This is a genomic window from Actinocrinis puniceicyclus, from assembly GCF_018283645.1.
Classification (GTDB): Bacteria; Actinomycetota; Actinomycetes; order Streptomycetales; family Catenulisporaceae; genus Actinocrinis; species Actinocrinis puniceicyclus.
The window spans coordinates 23486-44862 of the sequence record NZ_JAGSXH010000034.1 but is presented as its reverse complement, the minus strand read 5'-3'; the positions used below and the strand labels follow the sequence as shown (position 1 = coordinate 44862).

General features: G+C 72.6%; 21 protein-coding genes, 1 pseudogene and 1 riboswitch. Of the genes and pseudogenes, 10 read left to right on the top strand and 12 right to left on the bottom strand.

The window, feature by feature from the left end:
* Window positions 1-101: 101 nt before the first annotated feature.
* Entirely contained in the window at window positions 102-830 is a 729-nt protein-coding gene (locus KGA66_RS12135; protein WP_211467827.1) for a GNAT family N-acetyltransferase, read from the top strand.
* A gap of 31 nt (window positions 831-861) precedes the next feature.
* Here the strand turns inward: KGA66_RS12135 and KGA66_RS12130 are convergent, their stop codons facing one another.
* On the bottom strand, window positions 862-1671 hold the full coding sequence (locus KGA66_RS12130) for an SAM-dependent methyltransferase (RefSeq protein ID WP_211467825.1): 810 nt from the start codon (window positions 1669-1671) through the stop codon (window positions 862-864).
* A 268-nt stretch (window positions 1672-1939) separates the two neighbouring features.
* On the opposite strand from KGA66_RS12130, the gene KGA66_RS12125 reads away from it, so the two are divergent.
* Both KGA66_RS12125 and KGA66_RS12120 read left to right on the top strand, forming a co-directional pair.
* Window positions 1940-2422: a universal stress protein gene (locus KGA66_RS12125; RefSeq protein ID WP_211467823.1), complete on the top strand. Its 483-nt coding sequence runs from the start codon at window positions 1940-1942 to the stop codon at window positions 2420-2422.
* A 174-nt stretch (window positions 2423-2596) separates the two neighbouring features.
* A complete protein-coding gene (locus tag KGA66_RS12120; RefSeq protein ID WP_211467821.1) occupies window positions 2597-2992 on the top strand; it encodes an FMN-binding protein in 396 nt (131 codons plus the stop codon).
* Window positions 2993-3000: 8 nt separating this feature from the next.
* On the opposite strand, the gene nicT is transcribed toward KGA66_RS12120, so the two are convergent.
* Complete coding sequence (gene nicT / locus KGA66_RS12115; protein WP_281416576.1) at window positions 3001-4011, bottom strand: Nickel transporter NicT; 1011 nt, start codon at window positions 4009-4011, stop codon at window positions 3001-3003.
* Between the two features lie 137 nt (window positions 4012-4148).
* Window positions 4149-4373: riboswitch (cobalamin riboswitch) on the bottom strand.
* An 80-nt stretch (window positions 4374-4453) separates the two neighbouring features.
* On the opposite strand from nicT, the gene KGA66_RS12110 reads away from it, so the two are divergent.
* A complete protein-coding gene (locus KGA66_RS12110) occupies window positions 4454-4882 on the top strand; it encodes an ArsR/SmtB family transcription factor (RefSeq protein WP_211467817.1) in 429 nt (142 codons plus the stop codon).
* Between the two features lie 10 nt (window positions 4883-4892).
* On the opposite strand, the gene KGA66_RS12105 is transcribed toward KGA66_RS12110, so the two are convergent.
* From KGA66_RS12105 to xylB, 5 genes are all read right to left on the bottom strand, one after another.
* Complete coding sequence (locus tag KGA66_RS12105; RefSeq protein ID WP_211467815.1) at window positions 4893-5384, bottom strand: metallophosphoesterase family protein; 492 nt, start codon at window positions 5382-5384, stop codon at window positions 4893-4895.
* Between the two features lie 40 nt (window positions 5385-5424).
* Window positions 5425-5715 carry a DUF427 domain-containing protein gene (locus KGA66_RS12100; protein ID WP_211467813.1) on the bottom strand — a complete coding sequence of 97 codons (291 nt, stop codon included), beginning with the start codon at window positions 5713-5715 and terminating at the stop codon, window positions 5425-5427.
* 83 nt (window positions 5716-5798) lie between these two features.
* Window positions 5799-6302 (bottom strand): GNAT family N-acetyltransferase, encoded by a 504-nt coding sequence (locus KGA66_RS12095; protein ID WP_369015857.1) that lies wholly within the window; start codon window positions 6300-6302, stop codon window positions 5799-5801.
* Between the two features lie 185 nt (window positions 6303-6487).
* Window positions 6488-7951, bottom strand: coding sequence for an ROK family transcriptional regulator (locus KGA66_RS12090; RefSeq protein WP_211467809.1), 1464 nt, complete (start codon window positions 7949-7951; stop codon window positions 6488-6490).
* A gap of 89 nt (window positions 7952-8040) precedes the next feature.
* Window positions 8041-9528: a xylulokinase gene (xylB, locus tag KGA66_RS12085; RefSeq protein ID WP_211467807.1), complete on the bottom strand. Its 1488-nt coding sequence runs from the start codon at window positions 9526-9528 to the stop codon at window positions 8041-8043.
* Between the two features lie 150 nt (window positions 9529-9678).
* Between xylB and xylA the strand changes: the two genes are divergently transcribed.
* The 3 genes from xylA (at window position 9679) to KGA66_RS12070 (ending at window position 13606) form a co-directional block, all read left to right on the top strand.
* Window positions 9679-10872, top strand: a complete 1194-nt coding sequence (gene xylA / locus KGA66_RS12080) for a xylose isomerase (RefSeq protein ID WP_211467805.1) — start codon at window positions 9679-9681, stop codon at window positions 10870-10872.
* Window positions 10873-11300: 428 nt separating this feature from the next.
* A complete protein-coding gene (locus KGA66_RS12075; RefSeq protein ID WP_211467804.1) occupies window positions 11301-12323 on the top strand; it encodes a GNAT family N-acetyltransferase in 1023 nt (340 codons plus the stop codon).
* Window positions 12324-12496: 173 nt separating this feature from the next.
* The gene (locus KGA66_RS12070; protein WP_312886878.1) at window positions 12497-13606 is read left to right on the top strand and encodes a carboxylate-amine ligase; all 1110 of its coding nucleotides are present in this window, start codon (window positions 12497-12499) and stop codon (window positions 13604-13606) included.
* A gap of 38 nt (window positions 13607-13644) precedes the next feature.
* Here KGA66_RS12070 and KGA66_RS12065 read toward each other — a convergent pair whose 3' ends face one another.
* The 4 genes from KGA66_RS12065 to KGA66_RS12055 all read right to left on the bottom strand — a co-directional run bounded on the left by KGA66_RS12065 (window position 13645) and on the right by KGA66_RS12055 (window position 17262).
* The gene (locus KGA66_RS12065) at window positions 13645-14322 is read right to left on the bottom strand and encodes a bifunctional 4-hydroxy-2-oxoglutarate aldolase/2-dehydro-3-deoxy-phosphogluconate aldolase (protein WP_211467800.1); all 678 of its coding nucleotides are present in this window, start codon (window positions 14320-14322) and stop codon (window positions 13645-13647) included.
* A gap of 268 nt (window positions 14323-14590) precedes the next feature.
* Window positions 14591-15850 (bottom strand): alanine racemase, encoded by a 1260-nt coding sequence (locus KGA66_RS12060; RefSeq protein ID WP_312886877.1) that lies wholly within the window; start codon window positions 15848-15850, stop codon window positions 14591-14593.
* 98 nt (window positions 15851-15948) lie between these two features.
* Complete coding sequence (locus tag KGA66_RS30050; protein WP_246507583.1) at window positions 15949-16146, bottom strand: hypothetical protein; 198 nt, start codon at window positions 16144-16146, stop codon at window positions 15949-15951.
* A 51-nt stretch (window positions 16147-16197) separates the two neighbouring features.
* A complete protein-coding gene (locus tag KGA66_RS12055) occupies window positions 16198-17262 on the bottom strand; it encodes a lactonase family protein (protein ID WP_211467796.1) in 1065 nt (354 codons plus the stop codon).
* Between the two features lie 72 nt (window positions 17263-17334).
* On the opposite strand from KGA66_RS12055, the pseudogene KGA66_RS32075 reads away from it, so the two are divergent.
* Both KGA66_RS32075 and KGA66_RS12040 read left to right on the top strand, forming a co-directional pair.
* Window positions 17335-18298, top strand: a pseudogene (locus KGA66_RS32075) (pirin family protein).
* 124 nt (window positions 18299-18422) lie between these two features.
* Window positions 18423-19217 carry a pirin family protein gene (locus KGA66_RS12040; RefSeq protein WP_211467792.1) on the top strand — a complete coding sequence of 265 codons (795 nt, stop codon included), beginning with the start codon at window positions 18423-18425 and terminating at the stop codon, window positions 19215-19217.
* Between the two features lie 91 nt (window positions 19218-19308).
* Here the strand turns inward: KGA66_RS12040 and dtd are convergent, their stop codons facing one another.
* Window positions 19309-19734: a D-aminoacyl-tRNA deacylase gene (gene dtd, locus KGA66_RS12035; protein WP_211467790.1), complete on the bottom strand. Its 426-nt coding sequence runs from the start codon at window positions 19732-19734 to the stop codon at window positions 19309-19311.
* A gap of 109 nt (window positions 19735-19843) precedes the next feature.
* Here dtd and KGA66_RS12030 point away from each other — a divergent pair, with 109 nt between their 5' ends.
* Window positions 19844-21337, top strand: a complete 1494-nt coding sequence (locus tag KGA66_RS12030; protein WP_211467788.1) for a bifunctional DNA primase/polymerase — start codon at window positions 19844-19846, stop codon at window positions 21335-21337.
* The last annotated feature ends 40 nt before the right edge of the window (window positions 21338-21377 follow it).

Below are 21377 nucleotides of genomic sequence, written 5' to 3'. Positions count from 1 at the left end.
CCGTTTTATCGGCGTGCCCTGCGAGAACCCGACCGGATAAGTTGGTCGCGTGCGACGGCGCGCACGATGCGACACCGAACGGCCGAGACCGGAGGCGCAGGATGACGACGGGGGAGATCAGCAGCCTGAGGAACCGCGGCCCGGCCGCCGGCGCCGGGCACGTGCTGGACCGTCCGGCCTGGTCGGCGCTCGTCGGCGGCCCGCACGCGCACCTCGCCGAACGCCGCGGGCGCGCCGTGCGCTACCGGCCGGAGGTCTCGCCCTTCGCCGCCCTGGAGGACCCCGCCGACGAGGAATGCTGGGCCGACGCGGCGGCGCTGCTCGGCGCTGGCGCGACACTGTTCTGCCTGCCCGGGACCACCGAGGCGCCCGCCGGCTGGGAGCCGGTATTCGCCGAAGAGTGCGTGCAGTTGACCGATGACGCGGTCGACGCGCGGCCCGATCCCGAGGCCGTCGTCCTCGGCCTCGGCGACCTGCCCGAGATCCTGGACCTGATCGAGCGCACCCGGCCGGGCCCGTTCCTGCCGGGCACCCTCGCGATGGGCACCTTCCTCGGTGCCAGGCGTGAGGGCCGGCTCGTGGCGATGGCCGGGCAGCGGCAGCGTCCGCCGGGCTGGACCGAGGTCAGCGCCGTGTGCACCGATCCGGCCTACCGCGGCCAGGGGCTGGCCACGCGCCTGGTGCGCGCCGTGGTCGCCGGCATCCGCGAGCGCGGCGAGCACGCCTACCTGCACGCGCTGGCGTCGAACACGGGTGCCGTCCGCGTGTACGAGTCGCTCGGCTTCACGCTGCGCCGCCGCGCCTGGGTCACCGGCTTCCGGCTGCGTTGACGCGGGGCGGGACGCCTGCTGCGGACCGGGCTCAGTCCTTGCGCGCCAGCAGCCCGTACGTGCGCAGAATGTGCTGGTGGCTCTCCACGTCCGGGCGCCACTCGTTGACCTGCACGATGCCCGGAGGCTCCAGCGTGAAGCCGTCGAGCCAGCCGGCCAACTGCTCCGGCGTGCGGTGGATGAACCGCACCCTGGTCGAGCGCTGGTAGTCGTCCACCATGCCCGCCTGCTCGGTGGGATGGTCCAGGTCCGGCGCGGCGTGCGAGAGGGCGAGGAAACTGCCGGGGCACAGCGCGTCCCGGTAGGCGTGCACGATCTGCTCCGGCTGCTCCTCGTCCGGCATGAAGTGCAGTACCGCGTTCATCAGCACGCCCACCGGACGGCTGAAGTCGAGCAGACGCCTGGTTTTCGGGTGTTCCAGCACCGTCGCGGGGTGCCGCAGGTCACCGTGAATCACCACGGCCTGCTCGTTGCCGGTCAGCAGCGCGTGCCCGTGCGCGACGGCCACCGGGTCGATGTCCACGTATACGATCCGGCACGACGGATCGGCGTCCTGCGCGATCTCGTGCACGTTCCCGACCGTCGGCACCCCCGAGCCCAGGTCCAGGAACTGGGTGACCCCGTACTCGGTGACCAGCGCCTTCACCACGCGGCGCAGGAACGCGCGGTTGGCCCAGATCGCCGCGCGCAGCGTCGGCATGGCCGCGGCGGCCCGCTCGGCCACCTCGCGGTCGGCGGCGAAGTTGTTGCTGCCGCCCAGCCAGTAGTCGTAGATGCGCGCCGGGCTGGGCCGCTCGATGTCCGCCGGGCTGAGGGCGGGCAGCCCGTCACTCGAATCCATGGGCGCAAGTCTGCCCCCAGCCGAAGCGGGGTGCTAATCCGGGGTCGCTCGTCGTTCGGTCGCCGTCGGCCCGTTCCCGGCCCGTTCCCGGCGTGTCGCCGGACCGTGGCGGACGGGCACGCACGGCTGAACGAACGCGCCGCACCCGGCGGCTGCACATGCGGGCGCACAGTGCTGAATCCGCAGGAAACCGCCCCCATCGGCCACGCTCGCGGGTACCGTGAAAACGTCGGCCGCACGCACCGGTCGCGAGGAAGGAGAGCGGCGCATGGACAACGCTGCGGTTGCGCGGGTGTTCGTGGGCATCGACCGCCGCCTTCCGGGACTGGCCGCGCTGCGCTTCGCGGTCGACCAGGCCAGGCGGCGCGACGGCGCACTCTACGCGGTCCGCGTCGCGCGCGGCATCTCGCCGGGGGAGGTGACGCTGATCGACGCGGCGTTCGCGGACGTCTTCGGCGGCGTGCCGGCCGATCTGGTCGTCCATCGCGAACTGCTGATCGGCCCGGTCGCGGAAACGCTGGTGCGTCGCGCCCGCGACCCGAGGGACCTGCTGGTCGTCGGCACCGACGGCTCCGGCCGCCGGCACGGCCTGGGGGTGCATTCCATCAGCCGCGACTGTGCGCGCAAGGCGCAGTGCCCGGTGCTGATCGTGCCGGGACCGCAGCCGTCGGCCGAGGTTCGCCGCCGCCGCTGGCTTCCGTACCACCGCGAACCGCTCTCCGGCCTGCGCTTGGAGGTTCCCGCGGCCTGATGCTGAACCGGCGGCCGGCCCGCCGCGGCGTTCGAGGCGCGCGTCCCGGGCAAAGACTCGGTCAAGCTTCGCGCCGGCAGCGATCGCGGGAGGCTGATTCCACGTGTGCACCGGCGCCGGGCGCATCGCGCGCGGCCGAGCCGCCGTCCGCCGGATGGGAGAGGAACCGTCACCGTGCGCCGAACCGCCGTCTTCATCACCACGACCGTACTCGCGATGCTGGCCCTGCTCGGTATGAAGGAGGGTGCGCGCGCCGGGTACGCCGCGAAGGTCGTGCGCGGCAACGACACCATGACCGTGACCGGCCCGCAGGTCGTCCTCGCGCACGGCATCGTGCAGGTGCGCGTGACGATCACCGGCGGGCGTATCGTCGACGTCGACGCAGTGTCGCTGCCGCACGACAACCCGCACTCCTGGGCCGGCGGCAACTACGCGGCGACCAGGCTGCGCGGCGAGGTGCTCGCGAAGCAGAGCGCCGAAGTGGACATCGTCTCCGGCGCGACCTACACCTCGCAGGGCTACATCAGTTCCCTGCAGGCCGCGCTCGACGCGGCCGGGCTGCACCGCTGAGGCCGCCGCTATCGCTTCTCGCCCGCGCCGAGGGCCCGAGACCAGCGCCGCTCGACCCCGGCCAGCTTCCAGTAAGCCAGCGCGGCCGCCCACACCGCCGCGAACGCGCCGACGATCAGGAAGCCCACGTTGTTCAGGTCCAGCCCGGCGACCCAGCCGGAGACCGGGTCGCGCAGCCCGAAGCGGTCGTGTGCCACCCCGACCAGTTCCACGGTGCCGACGACCAGCGCGACGGTGACCGAAAGCCCGGTCACGGCCAGGTTGTAGTAGATCTTGCGGACCGGGTGGGCGAAGGCCCAGTGGTAGGCGAAGTTCATGAACGTGCCGTCGAGCGTGTCGAACAGCGACATCCCGGCGGCGAACAGCAGCGGCAGGCACACGATCGCGTACCAGGGCAGCCCGGCTGCCGCCGAGCCGGCCGCCATGCCGAGCAGGAGCACCTCGGAGGCGGTGTCGAATCCGACGCCGAACAGTAATCCGATCGGGTACATCTGCCCGGGCCGGCCGACCGAACGGGTCAGCCGGCCCAGCAGCCGGTTGAGCAGGCCGCGCCGGGCCAGGCGCTGGTCGAGCGCCGCCTCGTCGTGCGCTCCCGCGCGCGCGGCCCGGTAGAGCCGGGCGATGCCGACGAGCGCGGCCAGGTTCAGCAGGCCGATCAGGTACAGGAAGACGCCGGAGGCGCCCGTGCCGATGATCTCCAGCGTCCGGTGCGTATCCGAGGTCTGACCGGTCAGCGCGGTGGCCTCGCGCGCCCCGGCCGCGATCAGCGCGGCGAGCAGCACCACCACGGTGGAGTGTCCGAGCGCGAACCAGAACCCGACCGAGATCGGCCGCTTGCCCTCTGCCATCAGCTTGCGCGTGGTGTTGTCGATCGCGGCGATGTGGTCGGCGTCGAAGGCGTGCCGCATGCCGAGCGTGTACGCGGTCAGCCCGAGGCCGAAGCCGAAGACCTGCTTTCCCACCGCGTAGTGGTGCGGCGCGACCAGCAGCGCGAGCACACCGAACGCCAGCGCGTGCATCAGAAGGATGACCAGCGCCAGCGCCGCGACGCGGTAGGTGTCCGAACGCTGCCAGGGGACGGCGGGACGGGGGACTGCGCTGCTGACGCACTGCTCGGGCACGCTCACGCGGGACCGCCTCCAGCACCTCGTGGATGGTCGAGTACAGTGCCGCGGCCGGTCTCCTGGCTGACGGGTCGAACGTTCCGGCTCCGCCTTCCCGGACACACGCGTCCAGTGGCCGCCCCGAGGGGCGAGGGAGCGGGAACTTCCCGATCACAGTGGCGAGGGCCGCTCCGGACTTGCCGCGGGCGCCCCCGCCGTCGGACGGCCGCGCCCGCCGCGCACCGGTCTTCCCGATCACCACGGCACCGCCAACGTACTGGGGAGCGCCACCTGCTGCAAGCCTCATCAGTTATGCAGGTGTCGCGCCGCGCTCCGGCCCAAGGGCGAGAATGGGCGCATGCATCTCGTGCCGGCCGAACACGCCCATCGCCGCACCATCGACGGGCACCGGGTCTGCGAGGCGATCGAGGGGGTGGGCGACCCGGCTGCGGTGCGCGCCTGGGCGCAGCGTTTCGCGCTGCTGTCCGACCCGGGTCGCCTCACGCTGCTGCGGGCGATCCGCCGCGTCCCCGGCATCAGCGTCTCGGACCTGGCGGTGGCCGCCGGCATGAACGACACCGCGGTCTCCCAGGCGCTGCGACTGCTGCGCGTCGCGGGCGCGGTCGCGGCGAGCAAGGACGGACGGATCGTGCGCTACCGGCTCGTGGACCAGACGGTGGCCGCGCTGCTCGATCTCGCCGCGGATCGCCCCGACGCGGCGAATCCGGGTACTGCGGCCGGCCCGGTCGATGCCGCGATCGATGCCCCGGACCGCGCGGACTGCTGAGCTGCGCGGGTCAGGTCACCGGGACGATGCGCGCGTGGACCAGCGCACCGCCGCCGATCTCCAGGACGCCGAGCGTCCCGCGCGGCTGCCGCCTGCGGTCCGTCGGCGAACCGGGATTGAAGATCCGCACGCCCTCGCCGCTCTCGTCGAGCGGTATGTGCGAGTGCCCGAATACGACCAGCCGCGCTTCGGGGAAACGACGGTGCATGCGCGCGATACGGCCCGCCGCCGGACCGGCGTCGTGAATCATCGCGACCGCGAGCCCGTCGATCTCGAACCGGTCCACGTCGCAAGCGCCCCACACCGCGACGTCCGGCCCGTCGTTGTTGCCGAGTACCGCACGGACCGGAGCGAATGCGGACAACTCGTCGAGCACGTCGGATGTGCACACGTCGCCGGCGTGCAGGATCAGGTCCGCCTCGCGCAGGTGTTCGGCGACCCCGGGCGGGCAGCCGCGCCACCGCCGGGGCGCGTGTGTGTCCGACAGGACGACGACCCGCATTCCGGCCGGCCAGGCTACTGCGTCGCCGGTTCGTCCATGGTCATGCGTCCTCTACGGTCACACCGCGCCAGAATGCCACGTGGTCGCGGATCTGCGCGGCCGCGTCCTTGGGCTCGGGGTAGTACCAGGCCGCGTCCGCGTTGCTCTCGCCGTCCACGGTGACGGTGTAGTAGCTCGCCACACCCTTCCACGGGCAGGTGGTGTGCGTGTCGCTCGGTGTGAAGTATTCCCGATGTACCGCGGCCGGAGGGAAGTAGTGGTTGCCCTCGACTACGACGGTTTCCGCGCTCTCCGCGAGCACCTTGCCGTTCCATACCGCTCGTACTGCCATGATTGGCCGCCTCCGCTCTCCGACGCCGTCTGTTCACCGCCGGCGATCGCCCGGTTGTCTCGCCCGCTGCGATCAACAGTCAATCAGTCGATCAGCTCGTCCGCGAGCAGATCCATCAGCAGGCCGTCGTGCCAGGTCCCGTCCGGCCCGCGCTCGTAGCCTCGCATGATCCCCACCGGCTTGAAACCGACCTTGGCGTAGCAGCGGATCGCGGCCGTGTTGTCCGCCGCCGGGTCGATCGTGATCCGATGGTGCCCGTGCTCGACGATGAGGTGCCGCGCGAGCGTACGCACCGCGTCGGCGCCCAGGCCGCGGCCGTGTGAAGCCGCGTCGAGGTAGATGTCGATGCTTGCGTGGCGGTAGTCCGGTTCGTCCTGCGCCGACCACTGGACGAGGCCGACGGTCCGGCCCGCGTGCTCGATGACGAAGCCGTACTCGTCCTCGACGGACAACTCCTCGGTGACGGCGGCGGTCAGGTCCGGGCCGCCGCGCCACCACCGATAGACCTGTGGCTGCGCGCGGATCGCGGCCAAAGCGGGTACGTCACCCGTGGTCGCTTGGCGCAGCGTGACCAGCGCGCCGCGCAGCGGCCCGCACCCGCCGGGCCGGTCAGTGCACTGTTTGTCAGTGCTCTGGCTGTCAGGGCCCTGCGCTTCAGCGCCCGGACTGTCGGCACCCGGCCTGTCAGTACTTTGTCTATCAGTATCAATACCCTGTTTGTCGCTGCCTTGTCGGTCCGCGCCCCGTCCGTCTGCGTCCATGATTCAGCACCCTAACGACCGGCGGCGGCGAGCTCACGCGCCTTGCGCCAGTCGGCGTAGCGGGCCGGATCCTCGATGATCCGGCGGATCGTCACGGTGGCGGCACCGAGCAGCGGGCCGCGCCGGCCCAGTTGCGAGAGCCGCAGCGCATCGGGGCTCCACGGCCGCACCGTGACGCGCGCGGCCAGCTCCCGCCGCATCTGCGGCAGCAGCCACTCGCCCAGTTCGGCGTACGCGCCGCCGAGTACGAGAGCCGAGGGATCCAGCAGGTTCACCGCGCCTGACAACGCCGTGCCCAGAGCCCGGCCCGCCTCCTCCAGCGCCTCCAGCACCAGCGGGTTGCCGCCCAGCGCCTGATCGGTCAACAGCCTGATACGGTCGCCGCCGGCGTCCGCCAGGCCCGAGGCGCGCAGCACGGTCTCCTCGCCCGCGTACTGCTCAAGGCAGCCGCGGGCGCCGCAACTGCACAGCGGGCCCTCCGGGTGCACGGGCACGTGCCCGAGTTCTCCCGCGAAGCCGCGCGCGCCGCGGAAAAGCCGCCCGTCGATCACCAGCGCCGCGCCGATGCCCGCCTCCGCGGAGATGTGGATGAAGTCGGGCGGCCGGGCCGGGGCGTGCCACAGTTCCGCCAGCGCCCCCAGGTTCGCCTCGTTCTCCAGCTCGATCGGCACCGGCCGCAGCGGCGCGGGCAGCCACTGGCCGAGCGACTGTGCGACCGGCACCGCGCGCCAGCCGAGGTTCGGCGCCTGCTCGACCGCGCCGTTCGCGGCGTCGACCAGGCCGGGCACCGCGACGACCGTTCCGACCGGGTGCAGGCCCTGCGCGGCGGCGTGCTGGAGCGCCGCCGCCGCCACGTCGCTCAGCTCGGCCAGCACTTCGCGCGGCGCGCGGCTCCGGTTCGGCGCCTCCGTCTCGACCCAGGTGCGCACCGTGCCGTGCAGGTCGATGACGCACGCGCCGAGCCGCTCGACCCCGATTTCCAGACCCAGGCCGGCCGGTCCGTGCTCGCTGAGCGCGAGCGCGGTGCCCGGCCGCCCGACCCGCCCGCTGGGGGCCAGGCCGAGATCGGTGGTCAGGCCCGCCGCGGCCAGTTCGTTGACGAGGCTGCCGACCGCGGCGCGGGTCAGCCCGGTGCGTTCGGCGACCTCGGCGCGCGAGCTGGGTCCGAGCGCTGCCAGCGCGTTCATGACGAGCGCGAGGTTCTGTCTGCGCATGCCCTGCTGCGACGCCGGGCCGGCGGCGCGGTGCCCGGCCGAGCGCTGCGGGCGTGCGACGTCGGTCCGGCCCAGCCCGCCCGCACTGCCCTGTTCGCCCGGATCGGCGGCGTCCGCGGCCGGTATTTCATCCGGGCCGCGCGCGCTGGCGCCACTCTCGCCGTCACGCGGCTGCGTTGACCGCGTCGAGCCGCCGCGCGCCGCAGCGCGCCGACTGGCCCGCGCCGGTAGCGCGGACTCCGCGCCGCTCTCCTCGCTCACGCTGCGTCTCCTGCCCTGTCGTGCCGTCCTGTTTTGTGATCCGTCGTCCGCCGCACCAGGGATCAGACGGTCTGTCGGGCTTGCCGGGTTCAGCGGTCCGCGGAAGCGCTTCCGATGTCATGACCGCCCGCGAACAGGCCGCCCTGCTCGGCACGTTGCAGGGTAGCCGCGATGAGGGCGCGGGCGGTGTCGTCGCGAGGCAACGGTTCGAGCACGGGCCCGGCCGCCGTGTTCCACCGCCGGGCCACCGCGTCCGCGCTCTCGCCGGTCAGCAGTCCCGCAGCCTGCGCCGCGGCCCCGAGCGCGACGATCTCCTCGGCCGCCGGGATGCGGACCGCGCGGCCGGAAAGCCTGCGCACCGTGTCCTGCCAGGCCGGGCCGCGGGCGCCGCCGCCGATCAGAAGCAGCGGGGTGTCGGACTCCGGCTGCTGCCCGCCGGCGCGAAGCACGTCGTCGAGGGCTGCGAGCAGCGAGTACGCCGCTCCGTCGTAGGCCGCTTGGAGCAGTTGGCCCGGCGTGGTGTCGTGGCGCAGCCCGGTCACCAGGCCGGAGGCGAGCGGCAGGTTCGGGGTGCGCTCGCCGTCGAGGTACGGCAGCACCACGGCGCTACCCGCCGGCTCCACGGCCTGCCGGTCCAGCCCGAGCAGGGCGGCGAACCGGTCCACCGCGAGGGTGCAGTTGAGCGTGCAGGCCAGCGGCAGCCAGCCGCCGAGCGCGTCCGCGAACCCTGCGACGATGCCGCTCGGGTCGGTCGGCCGGCCCCGGGTGACCGCGTATACGGTCCCTGATGTGCCGAGGCTGAGGACCGGGACGCCCGGCGCGAGACCGAGGCCGAGCGCGGCCGCCATGTTGTCGCCGGTTCCCGCGGCGACCAGCGTGCCTTCGCGCAGCGGCACGGCGCTGCCGAGTGCCGCGGCGCCGTCGCGCACCCGCACCTGCCCGGCAGCCTGGCCGGGCTCGACCACCCGGGGCAGCAACTCGGGGGAGAGGCCGACGTGGTCGAGCACCTCGTCGTCGTAGCCCTGGGGCGTCCACCAGCCGGTGCCCGAGGCGTCGCCGCGGTCCGTGGTCGCCTCCGCGGTCAGCCTTTCGGTCAGATAATCGTGCGGAAGCCGCACGGCCGCGACCCGCTGGGCGGCCTCCGGTTCCTGCTCGCGCAGCCACGCCCACTTGGTGACGGTGAACGATGCGGCCGGCACGCTGCCGACCCGCTGCGCCCACCACCCGGCGCCGAACCGCTCGACCAGCGCCGCGGCCTGCGGGGCGCTGCGCACGTCGTTCCACAGCAGCGCCGGGCGCACCGGCACGCCCTTCTCGTCGAGCGTCACCAGGCCGTGCTGCTGCCCGCCGATCGCGACCGCCTGCGCCGAGCCGGCGTGTCGCGTCTGTTCCAGCGCCGAGACCAGCGCCTCCCACCACTGCTGCGGATCGCTCTCCCGGCCCGCGCCGCCGCTGACCGTGTGCGGCGCCCGCCCGGTGCCCACCACCTTGCCCGAGTCGACGTCCACGGCCAGGGCCTTGGTCGACTGGGTGGAGCTGTCCACGCCGATGACGATGCGCGCTGCGGCCGGTGACATCTTCGTCCCCTCGGTCGGTCGATTCGCCGCCCGGGGGGATCCGGTGGGGGACGGATACCGCCCGGGGCCGCGAAGGAGTAAGTTGGGAGCGGAATTTGTATTCCGCGTTTACGAATGAGGCTAGCCCTCCGACACCGCTGGGAGCAAGCAATGACGCAGTCCCACACTGACCAGGGTCAGTACACGCCCACACCGGACGACAAGTTCACCTTCGGACTGTGGACGGTCGGCTGGGTGGGCCGCGACCCGTTCGGCGACGCCACGCGCGCGCCGCTCGACCCGGTCGAGTCGGTACACCGCCTCGCCGAGCTCGGTGCGTACGGAGTCACATTCCACGATGACGACCTGATCCCCTTCGGCTCCGCCGACGCCGATCGCGAGGCGCACATCAAGCGCTTCCGCGCCGCGCTCGACGAGACCGGGATGAAGGTCCCCATGGCCACCACGAACCTGTTCACCCACCCGGTGTTCAAGGACGGCGCCTTCACCGCGAACGACCGCGACGTGCGCCGTTTCGCGCTGCGCAAGACCATCCGCAACATCGACCTGGCGGTCGAGCTGGGCGCCAAGACGTACGTCGCGTGGGGCGGGCGCGAGGGTGCGGAGTCGGGCGCGGCCAAGGACGTGCGCGTCGCGCTCGACCGGCTCAAGGAGGCTTTCGACCTGCTTGGCCAGTACGTCCTGGACCAGGGCTACGACCTGCGCTTCGCGATCGAGCCCAAGCCGAACGAGCCGCGCGGCGACATCCTGCTGCCCACGGTCGGTCACGGCCTGGCCTTCATCGAGAAGCTCGCGCACCCCGAGTTGGTGGGCCTGAACCCGGAGGTCGGCCACGAGCAGATGGCCGGGCTGAACTTCCCGCACGGCATCGCGCAGGTGCTGTGGCACGGCAAACTGTTCCACATCGACCTCAACGGCCAGTCCGGGATCAAGTTCGACCAGGACCTGCGCTTCGGCGCCGGTGACCTGCGGGCGGCGTTCTGGCTGGTGGACCTTCTCGAGTCGGCCGGGTACCAGGGCCCGCGGCACTTCGACTTCAAGCCGCCGCGCACCGAGGACTACTCCGGTGTCTGGTCCTCGGCGGCCGGCTGCATGCGCAACTACCTGATCCTCAAGCAGAAGGCCGCGGCGTTCCGCGCCGACCCCGAGGTCCAGGCGGCGCTGCGTGCCTCCCGGCTCGACCAGCTCGCGCAGACCACGCTGGCCGAAGGCGAGACGATCGCCGACCTGCTGGCCGACCGCAGCGCGTTCGAGGACTTCGACCCGAACGCCGCCGCCGAGCGCGGCATGGCCTTCGAGCACCTCGACCAGCTCGCACTGGACCACCTGCTCGGTGCGCGCTAGCCGCATCGCAGGCCGCCAGGGATGTACGGACTCGCATGGGCCGCGTCGCAAGCTCCGCGGCCCATGCGACCTGACCCCCAGCGTCCCGCCGGCTTCGTGGTCGCCTTGTCGGCCGGCATTGCAGGGTGCTGACGGGGGAAGCGCATGGGTGTGTCCCGGTGCGCAAGAAGGTCGCCCGCAGGTGACTCACCGCCGCTTCGGCTGGGCCGCGTGAGGCATTGTGGCGCCGCCGAGCACCGGACTCTTGACAGTCTTCGAACCCTGTTTTAGCGTCCGAGCTACCGCCCGGCTCGCGACCGCTGCGCGAGCGGCCCGCGCCGTCCCTTACCGAGGACGCGGCGCCGGCGCCGCCGCAACCCGCCGATGGACGGAGTGTTCGAAGCGATGGCCCAACGCACGACCCGCAGCATCGCGTGCGCCCAACCCCGGTGACCGGCACCGTAGAGATACACGACGACGTCGCCGCCGTGCCCGACTGGGACGACCTCGCGGCGGACAGCGGAGCGCCGGTCTTCTACCGCAGCGCCTTCCTGTCCGCGTACCGCGAGTCCCGGCTGCTGCCCGCGGACGCCTACGCCTACCTCGTGTTGCGCGACGCCGACCGCCGCGCCCGCGCCGCGCTTCCGGTCGCGCTGCTGCCACGGATGGACCCGCTCGGCGCGCTCGCCGTATACGAACCCTCTATCGCCACTGAGCGCGGGCTGATCAGCCACACCTGGCACTGCTACGACACCTGGCTGCCGTCCCGCGAAGGGCCCGCGGACCTCGACGCGGTGCGCACCGTCCTGGCCGCGTTCCAGAGCCTGGCCGCCGAATTGTCAGCACCCTGGTACGGCCTGGTCAACGTGGACGCCACCGGACCGCTGGCCGCCGCGCTGACCGGCCTCGGCGCACACGGCGTGCCCATCGACCAGCGTTACGTCCTCGACCTGCCGCCCGGATTCGATCCGGCCGACCACCTCGCGGCCCTCCCCGGCCACCAGCGCTACACGCTGAGCCTGCACCGCCGCCGCGCCGAACGCGCCGGGGCGGTCACCCGCATCCTGGAACCCGGCCGCGGGCAGCCGGCGGCGCACGACGGGCTGGTCGCGTCCATGGAGGCCGGATACTTCGCGCCGGGCGGCCTGCACCGCTTACACCGCCTGCTCGGACCGGCCGCGCGGATCATCGAGGTCTGCGTCTCCGGTCGCGTGGTGGGCCTCGGGATCTGCCTGCTCGACGAGCGCAGCCTGCACCTGTGGACCTGCGCGGCCGACCGGTCCGCCGACGAGTTCAGCCCGTTCTACGTGCTCTTCTACGAGGCGCTGAAGTACGCCGCGCGGCTCGGTGTGACGCGGTTCGAATGCGGACGGCGCTACGGCGAGTTCAAGCGCCGCTGCGGCCTGCGTCCGGTGCCGCTGCTGGCATACGTCGCGCCTACCCACCGGCCGCTCGACCCGTCCGCACGTTGACGACCCCGTGAGAACCCACCCGACACGGGTGACAGGGTTCTGTCGGCGGCGCACGGTACACGGCACACGACGAGACCGAGCGCGCGGGCCGTACCCGGGTTCGACGCTCGTGCACTCGGGTGAACCGCTTCCCGGCGCCGGTTTCAACGTCGCCGGGCGGGTACTTGAACCGGGTGATCACGCTCGGGGTCGAGGAGGAGTACCTGCTGCTCGATCCGGTCAGCGGCCACCCGGTCGCAGCGGCCGACGCGGTGTGCAAGGCCGCCGGTCTGCAACCGGCTCTCGCCGCTGCCGAGGTGCAGCATGAGCTGCTGCTCGCGCAACTGGAGGTGGCCACCCCGGTGTGCGAGTCGCTCAACGAGGTGGGCGGCCACCTGCTGCGCCTGCGCCACGCGCTCGGCGAGGCCGCCCAGCAGAGCGGATGCCTGCTCGCGGCCACAGCGGCCGCCCCGTTCAGCGACGCCGGACCGGCCGTGATCACCGACACCCCGCGCTATCAGGTCATGTACCGCGACGCGCAGCAGCTCGTCGAGGAGCAACTGATCAACGGGATGCATGTGCACGTGGGGATTCCCGACCGGGACACCGGCGTCGTCATGCTCAACCGGCTGCGCCCCTGGCTACCGGTTCTGGTGGCGCTCTCAGGCAACTCCCCGTTCTGGCGCGGCCGTGACACCGGATTCGCCAGCTGGCGCACAGTGGTCTTCGGGCGCTGGCCCGTCAGCGGCCCGCCCCCGGTGTTCGCCGACGGCGCCGACTACGAACGCCGGGTGCGCGCGCTGGTGGACGGGGGAGCGGTACGTGACGCGCACCAGATGTACTGGCACGCCCGGCTGTCCGAGCGCTACCGCACTCTTGAGGTACGCGCGGCCGACGTCCAGCTGCGAGTGGAACAGGCGGTGATGATCGCGGGCCTGGTCAGGGGGCTGGCACAGACCGCGGTCTGGGAACATGAGGCCGGCGGGCCGCTGCCCTCCCCGCTGCCCGAGGTCACCGCGGCCTCCAGCTGGCACGCGGCCCGTCACGGCCTGGACGGCTCGCTGATCAGCCCGGAGGGAAAGCCGGTCGACGCGCGTTCGGCGGCGCGCGGGCTGCTGCGTCACGTGTCACCCGCACTGGCGGCGCACGGAGACGGGGAGCAGGTGGCCGCACTGCTTGAGCAGACCCTGCGCGATGGCAACGGCAGCCGGCGCCAGCGCGACGCGGTGGCCGGAAACGGGCTGCCCGAACTGGTCCGCTTCATCGCGGCCGAAACCACGAAGGACGCGCACGCTCGCGGCTGAGCCGGCCGTGTGGCCGTGCGGCCGTGCGGCGCCCGCCGCTACCGCAGCGCGCGTACGAACGCCTCGGCCCGTTCCGCGATCGCCGTGTGCTCGCCCTGCTCCACCAGGGTCGGCGGCACGATGTCCGCTCCGGCGCCCACGGCCAGCGCCCCGGCCTCCACGAAGTCCCCGGCGTTGGCCGCGTTCACCCCGCCGGTCGCGATCAGCCGCGCGTCCGGGAACGGGCCGAGAAGGTCGCGCAGGTAGGCGGGACCGCCGAGCCGCGCGGGGAACACCTTCACCGCCGCCGCGCCCAGGTCGACGGCGCGGCTCAGTTCGGTGGGCGTCAACGCGCCCATGATCAGCGGGACGCCGCAGGCCCGTGCCGCGGTCGCCACCTCCGGGCGGACGTCCGGCGTCAGCAGGAACCGCGCGCCCGCGGCCACAGCGTCGCGCGCATGGCCGGCCGTGAGCACCGTCCCGGCGCCGACCACGCTGCCCGGTACCTCCGCCGCCGCCTCGATCACGTCGAGCACCCCCGGGATGGTGAAGGTGAACTCCACCAGCCGGATGCCGGCGCCGGCCAGCGTGGCGGCCAGCCCGGCCGGGTCCGCCACCTGGTTGGCCCGCACGATGCACAGCACGCGGTCGCCGGCCAACACCTCCAGCGGGTCGAGACGCGCCGACGACGCGAACGCCTGCGCGTGCGCCGGGGAGTGCGCCTGCGGTGCCTGCATCCGAACCTCCGCCTCGGTCGGGACTGCCGTGGTTGCCGTGGTTGCCGGGTGCCGCGCCGCAGCGCCGTGCCGTGCCGTGCCGTCGACCAGAACGTACGCGGCCCCGCAAACGGTTCGGCACGGCCGTTCGAAGGTGAGCCTGTCCGCCACCGTCACGGGGTCGAACCACACTACGTCCGCGGCCGGTGCCTGCGCGACCCTTCCGCGGCCGCGTTCGAGCGCCACCGGTGCTCTGCCACCCGCGCCCGGTCGTGGCGGAGTGCGTCGGTCAGAAGAAGGTGCGCACCACGTCCACCACGTGCCCGTCCTCGACGACCGGGATCAGTTGCCACTTGTCAAAGGCCGTACACGGATGCGAGATGCCGCAGGAGACGATCTCACCGATCCGGAAGACCGTGTCGCCGCCGTATCGCAGGAACGCGTGCTGGTCCGCCAGAGCACTGACAGTGCAGTGCGCGAGCACTTCCACCGAACCGTCCGCGCGCTGCACCGAGTGCGGCTCGGGCAGGCCCAGGTCCATCGGAGCGTCGCGTTTGCCGAAGTCGAGCAGCACGAGCCCCGGCTCGGGCGCGGACACGACGCGGGAGCGGATGCTCAGCGCGGCCCGCAGGCCGTCCCCCATCGGTGTCAGCCTTCGATAATGACCGTCGTCATGCGTGATGTACGCGCCGCTGCGCAGCACTGTGCGAACCGGTCGCGACGCTTCCCACGCCCCGGCCAGGATTTCGACGACGTCGTCGAAGTAGGCGCTGCCGCCGGCGGTCGCGATGATCTCATCGGTCTCGTCGAACAGCCCGGCGTCGTCGATCCTGATCACCAGCTCCCGCAAGGAACGCAGATATTCGCGGATACGCTCGATGCTGCGCGGTTCGCGGTCCGGAGCGAGAGCCCCTTCGAAGCCCCCGGCGCCGACCAGGCGCAGCCGATCCGCCGCGTGCACGGCGCGGGCCACCGCCTCGGCTTCGTCCGCCGTCCGGCAGCCGGTCCGGCCGCCGGGCGCGCCCAGATCGATGACCACCTCAAGCGGCCGGGGCGCTTCCGCTGCCGACAGCGCCGCCTGCATCAGAGCGACCCCCGCGAGCGAGTCGGCGAAGCACAGCAACCTCAGACGGGGCGCGCGGCGCAGTTCTCCGGCCACCCAGCCGAGCGCGTCGGCGTCGATCAACTGGTTCGCCAAAACGATCGTCTCGACGCCGAACGCCCGGTATGCGCGCACGTGTGCGATCGTGGCGGCGGTGATTCCCCAGGCGCCGGCGTCCAACTGCCGCGCGAACAATTGGGGAGCCATCGTGGTCTTGCCGTGCGGCGCCAGGTCGACGCCGTGCGCCGCGCAGTACCGCGCCATCGAAGCCAGATTGTGCGTGAGCGCCGGGCCGTCGAGCGTCAGCAACGGGGTGCCGAACTCGGCCACCGGCGGCTCGGCCGCGATCAGTTCGCCGACGGTCAGGCCGTCGAAGCGGGCCGGGAATCCCTTGAAACGCCAGTCGATCCGCTCAGCGGCCAGCGCCCCGAGTGCTGCGGCGTCCACAGCGCCCCTCCTCCCCGGACAGCGTCCTGTTGCAGCATACGCAACGTGATCGCGTATGTCGCAGCTCGCGGCGCGAGATTGCGGGATCCCAAGCCGGCCTAAGCGGGTGCGGCGCGGCCCTCTTGCGGGCCGACGATCGGCCGGAACTGCGGGTCGGGCTGCAGCAGCGCGATCATCAGGCCGCTTTCGTCCGTGAGCAGGTCGTCGGCCTCGTCCCTGGTGGCCAGGTCGCCCGAGCGGAAGCCCGGGCCCTCGACACGCCACTGGTCGAACGGCGTCCCGGTCGAGCCGGCCACCTCTGCTACTGCATCCGGCCGCAGGCCGGGCGCCGCGAGACCCCGCCGGTCTCATCCGAAGATCACGTGCGCGACCTGCTTGACCGGGTACGAGAGCCCGGTCGGTGAAAGCGCGCCGCTCTCCGGGTCCAACCGCAGCACCGCGATGTCGTTCGACTGCTGATTCGCCACGAACAGGAAGCGGCCGTCCGGACTGAAGACGATGTGCCGCGGCCGGCTCCCGCCGCAAGGGTGGCGGCCGACCGGGCGCAGCCGCGCGCCGCCGTCGCAGACTTCGAATACGGTGATCGAATCGTCGCCCCGGTTCGACAGGTACGCGAACCGCGCGTCCGCGGACAGCACGATCCCCGCCGGTGCGTTCTGCCCGGCCCCGCCTTCGCCGACGGCCGGCAGTTCGGCCAGTTCCTTCACCGCGGCGGTCCCGGGATCGTATGCGCACACGGATACCGAGTTGCCGAGCTCGTTGGCCAGGTAGAAGTACTCGCCGGACGGGTGGAAGACCAGGTGCCGCGGGCCGCTGCCCGGCCGCAGCCGGTTCTGCGTGATGAGCGTGAGCCGCCCCGACAGCCCGTCGAGGGTGTACGCGTAGATGCTGTCGGTGCCCAGGTCGACCGCGAGCAGCACCTCGCCGCCCGGCGCTGCCGCGGTCATGTGCGCGTGCGGGCCGGCCTGGCGATCGCGCCGCGGTCCGGAACCGACGTGCTGCGAGACGTCGCTCGACGGGCCCAAGGCGCCGTCGGGCCGGATCGGGTGCACCGCCACGCTCCCGGCGGCGTAGTTCGCGGTCAGCAGGTGGCTCCCGCCCGGCTCGACCAGCAGATGGCACGGCAGCCCGCCGTGCGTGGGCTGCTTTCCGAGGAAGGTCAGCGCGCTGGTGCCCGCGTCGATCGAGAACGCCGCGGCCCGGCCGTCCGTCTCATCCTCCTGAACGGCGTACAGCACGCCGCCCGACGGATTGAGCGCGAGGAAGGACGCCTCGGGCAGCTGAGCGCCGCCGAGTGGCTCGATCGTGAGCCGCTCAGGATCGAACTCGGCGACGGTGATCCCGGGAGCGGGCTGCGGTGATGTGTCGCCCTCGGTATACCTGCCGATGAATAGCCTGACGCGGTCGCTCATTCAGACCCTCCTGTGATCGTAGGGAACAGTATCGCGCGTATGCCCACGTATGCCGGGCGTAGCGTGGCCGGCATGAGCAACCTCGACGTGCGCCCCGCGGCCACGGTCTGCGGAGGACGACAGGACGTGTCCGCGCGCCCAGTACACGAGCTGCTGACCGGCAAAGTCGTCCCCCTGGGCGAAAGCACGAAGGTGCGGCGGCTGCTGCCGAACCTGGGCCGCAGGATGGTCGGCGCCTGGTGCTTCGTCGACCACTACGGCCCCGACGACATCGCGCACGGACCTGGCATGCAGGTCCCGCCTCATCCGCACATGGGTCTTCAGACCGTCAGCTGGCTGCACGACGGCGAGGTGCTGCACCGCGACAGTCTCGGCAGCCTGCAGACCGTGCGCCCGTACCAGCTCGGCCTGATGACCGCGGGCCGCGGCATCGCGCACTCCGAGGAAAGCCCGGCGGACCACCCGGCGGTCCTGCACGGGGCGCAGCTGTGGGTGGCGCTGCCGGACGCGCACCGCGACACCGAGCCGAGCTTCGAGCACCACCCGGCGCTGCCCGCGATCACCGCGCCCGGACTGCGCGCGACGCTGATCCTCGGTGCGCTCGACGGCGCGCGCTCACCCGGTACGGTCTTCTCCGCGCTGGTGGGCGCCGACCTCGCGCTCGAAGTCGGGCGCGCGGGTCGCCCTGCCCGTCGAGCCCGACTTCGAGCACGCGGTCCTCGCGATGCAGGGCGCGGCCGAGGTGGACGGGGTGCCCGTGCGGGGCGAGATGCTCTATCTCGGGTGCGGGCGACGGGAGTTGCCGCTGCGCGCCGAGACGGCTGCCGGCCTGATGCTGCTCGGCGGCGAGCCCTTCGAGGAGCGGATCGTGATGTTCTGGAACTTCGTGGGGCGAACCGGGCAGGAGATGGCGCAGGCGCGTGAGGATTGGATGACCGGTGACCGCTTCGGGGAGGTCCACGGCTACGCCGGCCGGCGTCTCAGCGCCCCCGAGATGCCCGCCACGCCGCTCAAGCCGCGCGGCCGGGAGCGGTAGACCGTCAACCGGATTATCGCGCGGTAGACCGCCGTCCGGGCAACCGCCGCGTTCGATCGGAACCGCCGTCGTGCACCACCCGGCGCGGGCGTAGGGTCGAGGCGAGGACGAGCAGGAGGCCGCCATGCCCGCGTTTCCGACCACGACGGCACCGAAGGACCTGAAGCCGGCGCTCGAGCTGCGCCGCCCGCAGGACCGTTTCGCCACCCGGCTCCCGTGGCTGGACTCGAAGCACTCGTTCTCCTTCGGCCGCCACTACGACGCGCGCGACACCCACTTCGGGCTGCTGCTGGTCAACAACGACGACGTGGTCCGTGCCGGCACCGGGTTCGAGACCCATCCGCACGAGGACATGGAGATCGTCACCTGGGTGCTGCGCGGAGCACTCGTGCATCAGGACTCTGAGGGACACGGCGGCGTCATCTACCCGGGCCTCGCGCAGCGGATGAGCGCGGGCCGCGGCATCCTGCACTCGGAGAAGAACGACTGCTGGCGGTTGACCGGAGGCGCGCAGCACGACGAGCCGGTGCACTTCGTGCAGATGTGGGTCGTGCCCGACGAAGCCCGCATCGACCCCGGCTACGAGCAGTCGGAGATCGGCGACGAATCGCTGCGCGGCGGCCTGGTGCCGGTCGCCTCCGGGATGGCCCGGCACGACGGCGCGGCCGCGATCCGGATCAAGCAGAAGGACGCCGCGCTGTACGCCGCCCGGCTGGAGCCGGGCGGTTCGGTCGCTCTGCCCGCAGCGCCATACCTGCACCTGTTCGTCGCGCGCGGCTCGATCGACCTGGAAGGCGCCGGCCCGCTCGCCGCCGGGGCCGCCGCCCGCATCACGGCCGGTGACGGGCAGCGGGTCATCGCGACGCAGGCCGCCGAGATCCTGGTGTGGGAGATGCACGCGCGCCTCGGCGCCGGCTGAGCATCGCTTCGTCGGCGCCGCGGTGAGCCGCGAGGACGGCGCCCGCCAAGCAGGTCGCCGCATCAGTTCCGGGAGTGGGGCACCGGGCAGATCAGACCTCGACGATCAACGTCACCGGTCCGTCGTTGACCAGGCAGACCTTCATCTGCGCGCCGAACACGCCCTCCTGCACCCGCGCGCCGAGACCCCTTAGCGCCGCGGCCGTCGCCTCGACCAGCGGCTCGGCCACCGGGCCCGGCGCGGCAGCCTGCCACGTCGGCCGCCGCCCCTTGCGCGCGTCTCCGTAGAGGGTGAACTGCGAGACCAACAGGATCGGCGCGTCGATGTCCGAGCACGACCGCTCATCCCGCAGGATCCGCAGCGTCCACAGCTTCGCCGCCAGCCTGCGCGCGTGTTCCGGCGTGTCGTCGTGTGTGACACCGACCAACACGCACAGCCCGGGTTCGTCGATGCGGCCGACGACTTTCCCCTCGACCAGCACCGACGCCTCGGTCACCCGCTGAACGACTGCGCGCATGCCGCAGATCGTGCCATGTCGTGGCGCGAGCGCGGAATCTGTCGGCGGAAGGGTATAGAACATACGTACGACGAACATTCTTGCGAACGCCACACCGGGAGGGTCGGCCATGTCCACGATCGCGGTATCCCCGGCGCCGCCGTCTTCCGGGGCCGACCGGCTCCGCTGGGCGCTGTCGCTGGCAGAGCGCGGATTCGCGCTCTTCCCGCTGCGCCCGGACAGCAAGCAGCCCGCGCTGCGCGAGAACTGGGAGGGCGCGGCCGTGCGCGACCCGCGGCGGTTGCGGGAACTGGGCTGGCCCGCCGGCGGCAACATCGGCATAGCGTGCGGGCCGAGCGGGCTGCTCGTGCTCGACCTCGATGTGCCGAAGGAGCCTTACGCGCCCGGCGGCGCAGAGACACGCGACGGCGCGAGGGTGCTCAGGGAGCTGGCAGCAGGACGGCCGATACCGCGTACGTTCACCGTGCACACGCCATCAGGAGGTGTACACCTATACTTCCGTGTGCCTGCGGGACTGCGACTTCGCAACACGGTCGGGCGCCTCGGACCGCTGATCGACACCCGCGCGGCCGGCGGTTACGTCGTCGCGCCCGGCTCGCAGATCCACGGCAAGCGTTACGAGATCGCCGATGGCGTGCCGATCGCGCCCGTACCCCACTGGATCGTGCGCGAGCTCAGCTATCGAACGCGCACCGCCGAGCCACCGGCGTCTCCCGCACCGAACCGCCGCCCCGATGTGGCCGGCGCACGGACGTCAGGCGCCGCCGCGGCGGCCTACGGCGCGGCCGCGCTGCACAACGAGGTCGAACGAATGCTCGCCGCGAGAGTCGGCACGCGCAACGACACCCTCAATCGCACGGCATACGCCCTCGGCCGGCTCGTCGGGGCCGGGCTGCTCGACCGCGACCTCGTGGCCGCGGAACTGTTCCTCGCGGCGCGCCGCGCCGGGCTGCCCGCTCGCGAGTGCGCCTCGACGCTCGCCTCCGGCCTGAACGCGGGCACCGCCCGGCCGCGATTCCCGGCGCGGCGACGGCCCGGAGAACATCGCGCGGCCGAGCCGACGCCTTCCACTTTCACCGCGGCGAGCGAGGAGATCGGCACCCCTCGCGGCACCCCTCGCGGCACCCCTCGCGGCGCCGCTCGCGACGCGGCCGCGGCCGGCGCGTGGCGATCCGAGCCGGAGCCGATCCGCGACCAGGCCGACCTCGCGGCGCTCGGTTCCCTGCGGGCACTGGACGCGGCGTATGACGCCGTGGCACTTTGCGCCGCTTCCCTGGGTTCCAACAGCGACTGGAGACGTATACGCGCCCTCATGGACGCCCTGCGCGACATGGGCGACCTCGGAGACTTCACCGCGGCCCTGCGCGCCCGGGCAGCGGCGCTGTGCTCGGCCGTGTCACAGTCGGCCGCCGCCATCCGGCGCGCGGTCCCGGGCCCGGCTCGCCGCGCACCGGGCCGCAAACGTCCGCGCTCACCGCTCGCCCGGGCGCTGCGGGAACTCGAAACCCGCGCGGATGAAGCCCGTGCGACGGTGAGCGGCGAGGGCGGCACCCGCGTCGGCCGAGCGAGACCACCCTCCTCGCCCCGTCCGCCCGGCGCGTGACGCCGAGCGGCACTGTCGCCGCTGTCGGCGCTGTCGGCAC

Coding starts and splice junctions, on each gene's coding strand:
- KGA66_RS12110 (WP_211467817.1), top strand. CDS start 4,454: ATGCATCTCGTGCCGGCCGAACACGCCCATCGCCGCACCATCGACGGG.
- dtd (WP_211467790.1), bottom strand. CDS start 19,734: ATGCGCGCAGTCGTTCAGCGGGTGACCGAGGCGTCGGTGCTGGTCGAG.
- nicT (WP_281416576.1), bottom strand. CDS start 4,011: ATGCACGCGCTGGCGTTCGGTGTGCTCGCGCTGCTGGTCGCGCCGCAC.
- KGA66_RS12055 (WP_211467796.1), bottom strand. CDS start 17,262: ATGAGCGACCGCGTCAGGCTATTCATCGGCAGGTATACCGAGGGCGAC.
- KGA66_RS12130 (WP_211467825.1), bottom strand. CDS start 1,671: ATGGATTCGAGTGACGGGCTGCCCGCCCTCAGCCCGGCGGACATCGAG.
- KGA66_RS12040 (WP_211467792.1), top strand. CDS start 18,423: ATGCCCGCGTTTCCGACCACGACGGCACCGAAGGACCTGAAGCCGGCG.
- KGA66_RS12065 (WP_211467800.1), bottom strand. CDS start 14,322: ATGCAGGCACCGCAGGCGCACTCCCCGGCGCACGCGCAGGCGTTCGCG.
- KGA66_RS12135 (WP_211467827.1), top strand. CDS start 102: ATGACGACGGGGGAGATCAGCAGCCTGAGGAACCGCGGCCCGGCCGCC.
- KGA66_RS12125 (WP_211467823.1), top strand. CDS start 1,940: ATGGACAACGCTGCGGTTGCGCGGGTGTTCGTGGGCATCGACCGCCGC.
- KGA66_RS12100 (WP_211467813.1), bottom strand. CDS start 5,715: ATGGCAGTACGAGCGGTATGGAACGGCAAGGTGCTCGCGGAGAGCGCG.
- KGA66_RS12105 (WP_211467815.1), bottom strand. CDS start 5,384: ATGCGGGTCGTCGTCCTGTCGGACACACACGCGCCCCGGCGGTGGCGC.
- xylA (WP_211467805.1), top strand. CDS start 9,679: ATGACGCAGTCCCACACTGACCAGGGTCAGTACACGCCCACACCGGAC.
- KGA66_RS12030 (WP_211467788.1), top strand. CDS start 19,844: ATGTCCACGATCGCGGTATCCCCGGCGCCGCCGTCTTCCGGGGCCGAC.
- xylB (WP_211467807.1), bottom strand. CDS start 9,528: ATGTCACCGGCCGCAGCGCGCATCGTCATCGGCGTGGACAGCTCCACC.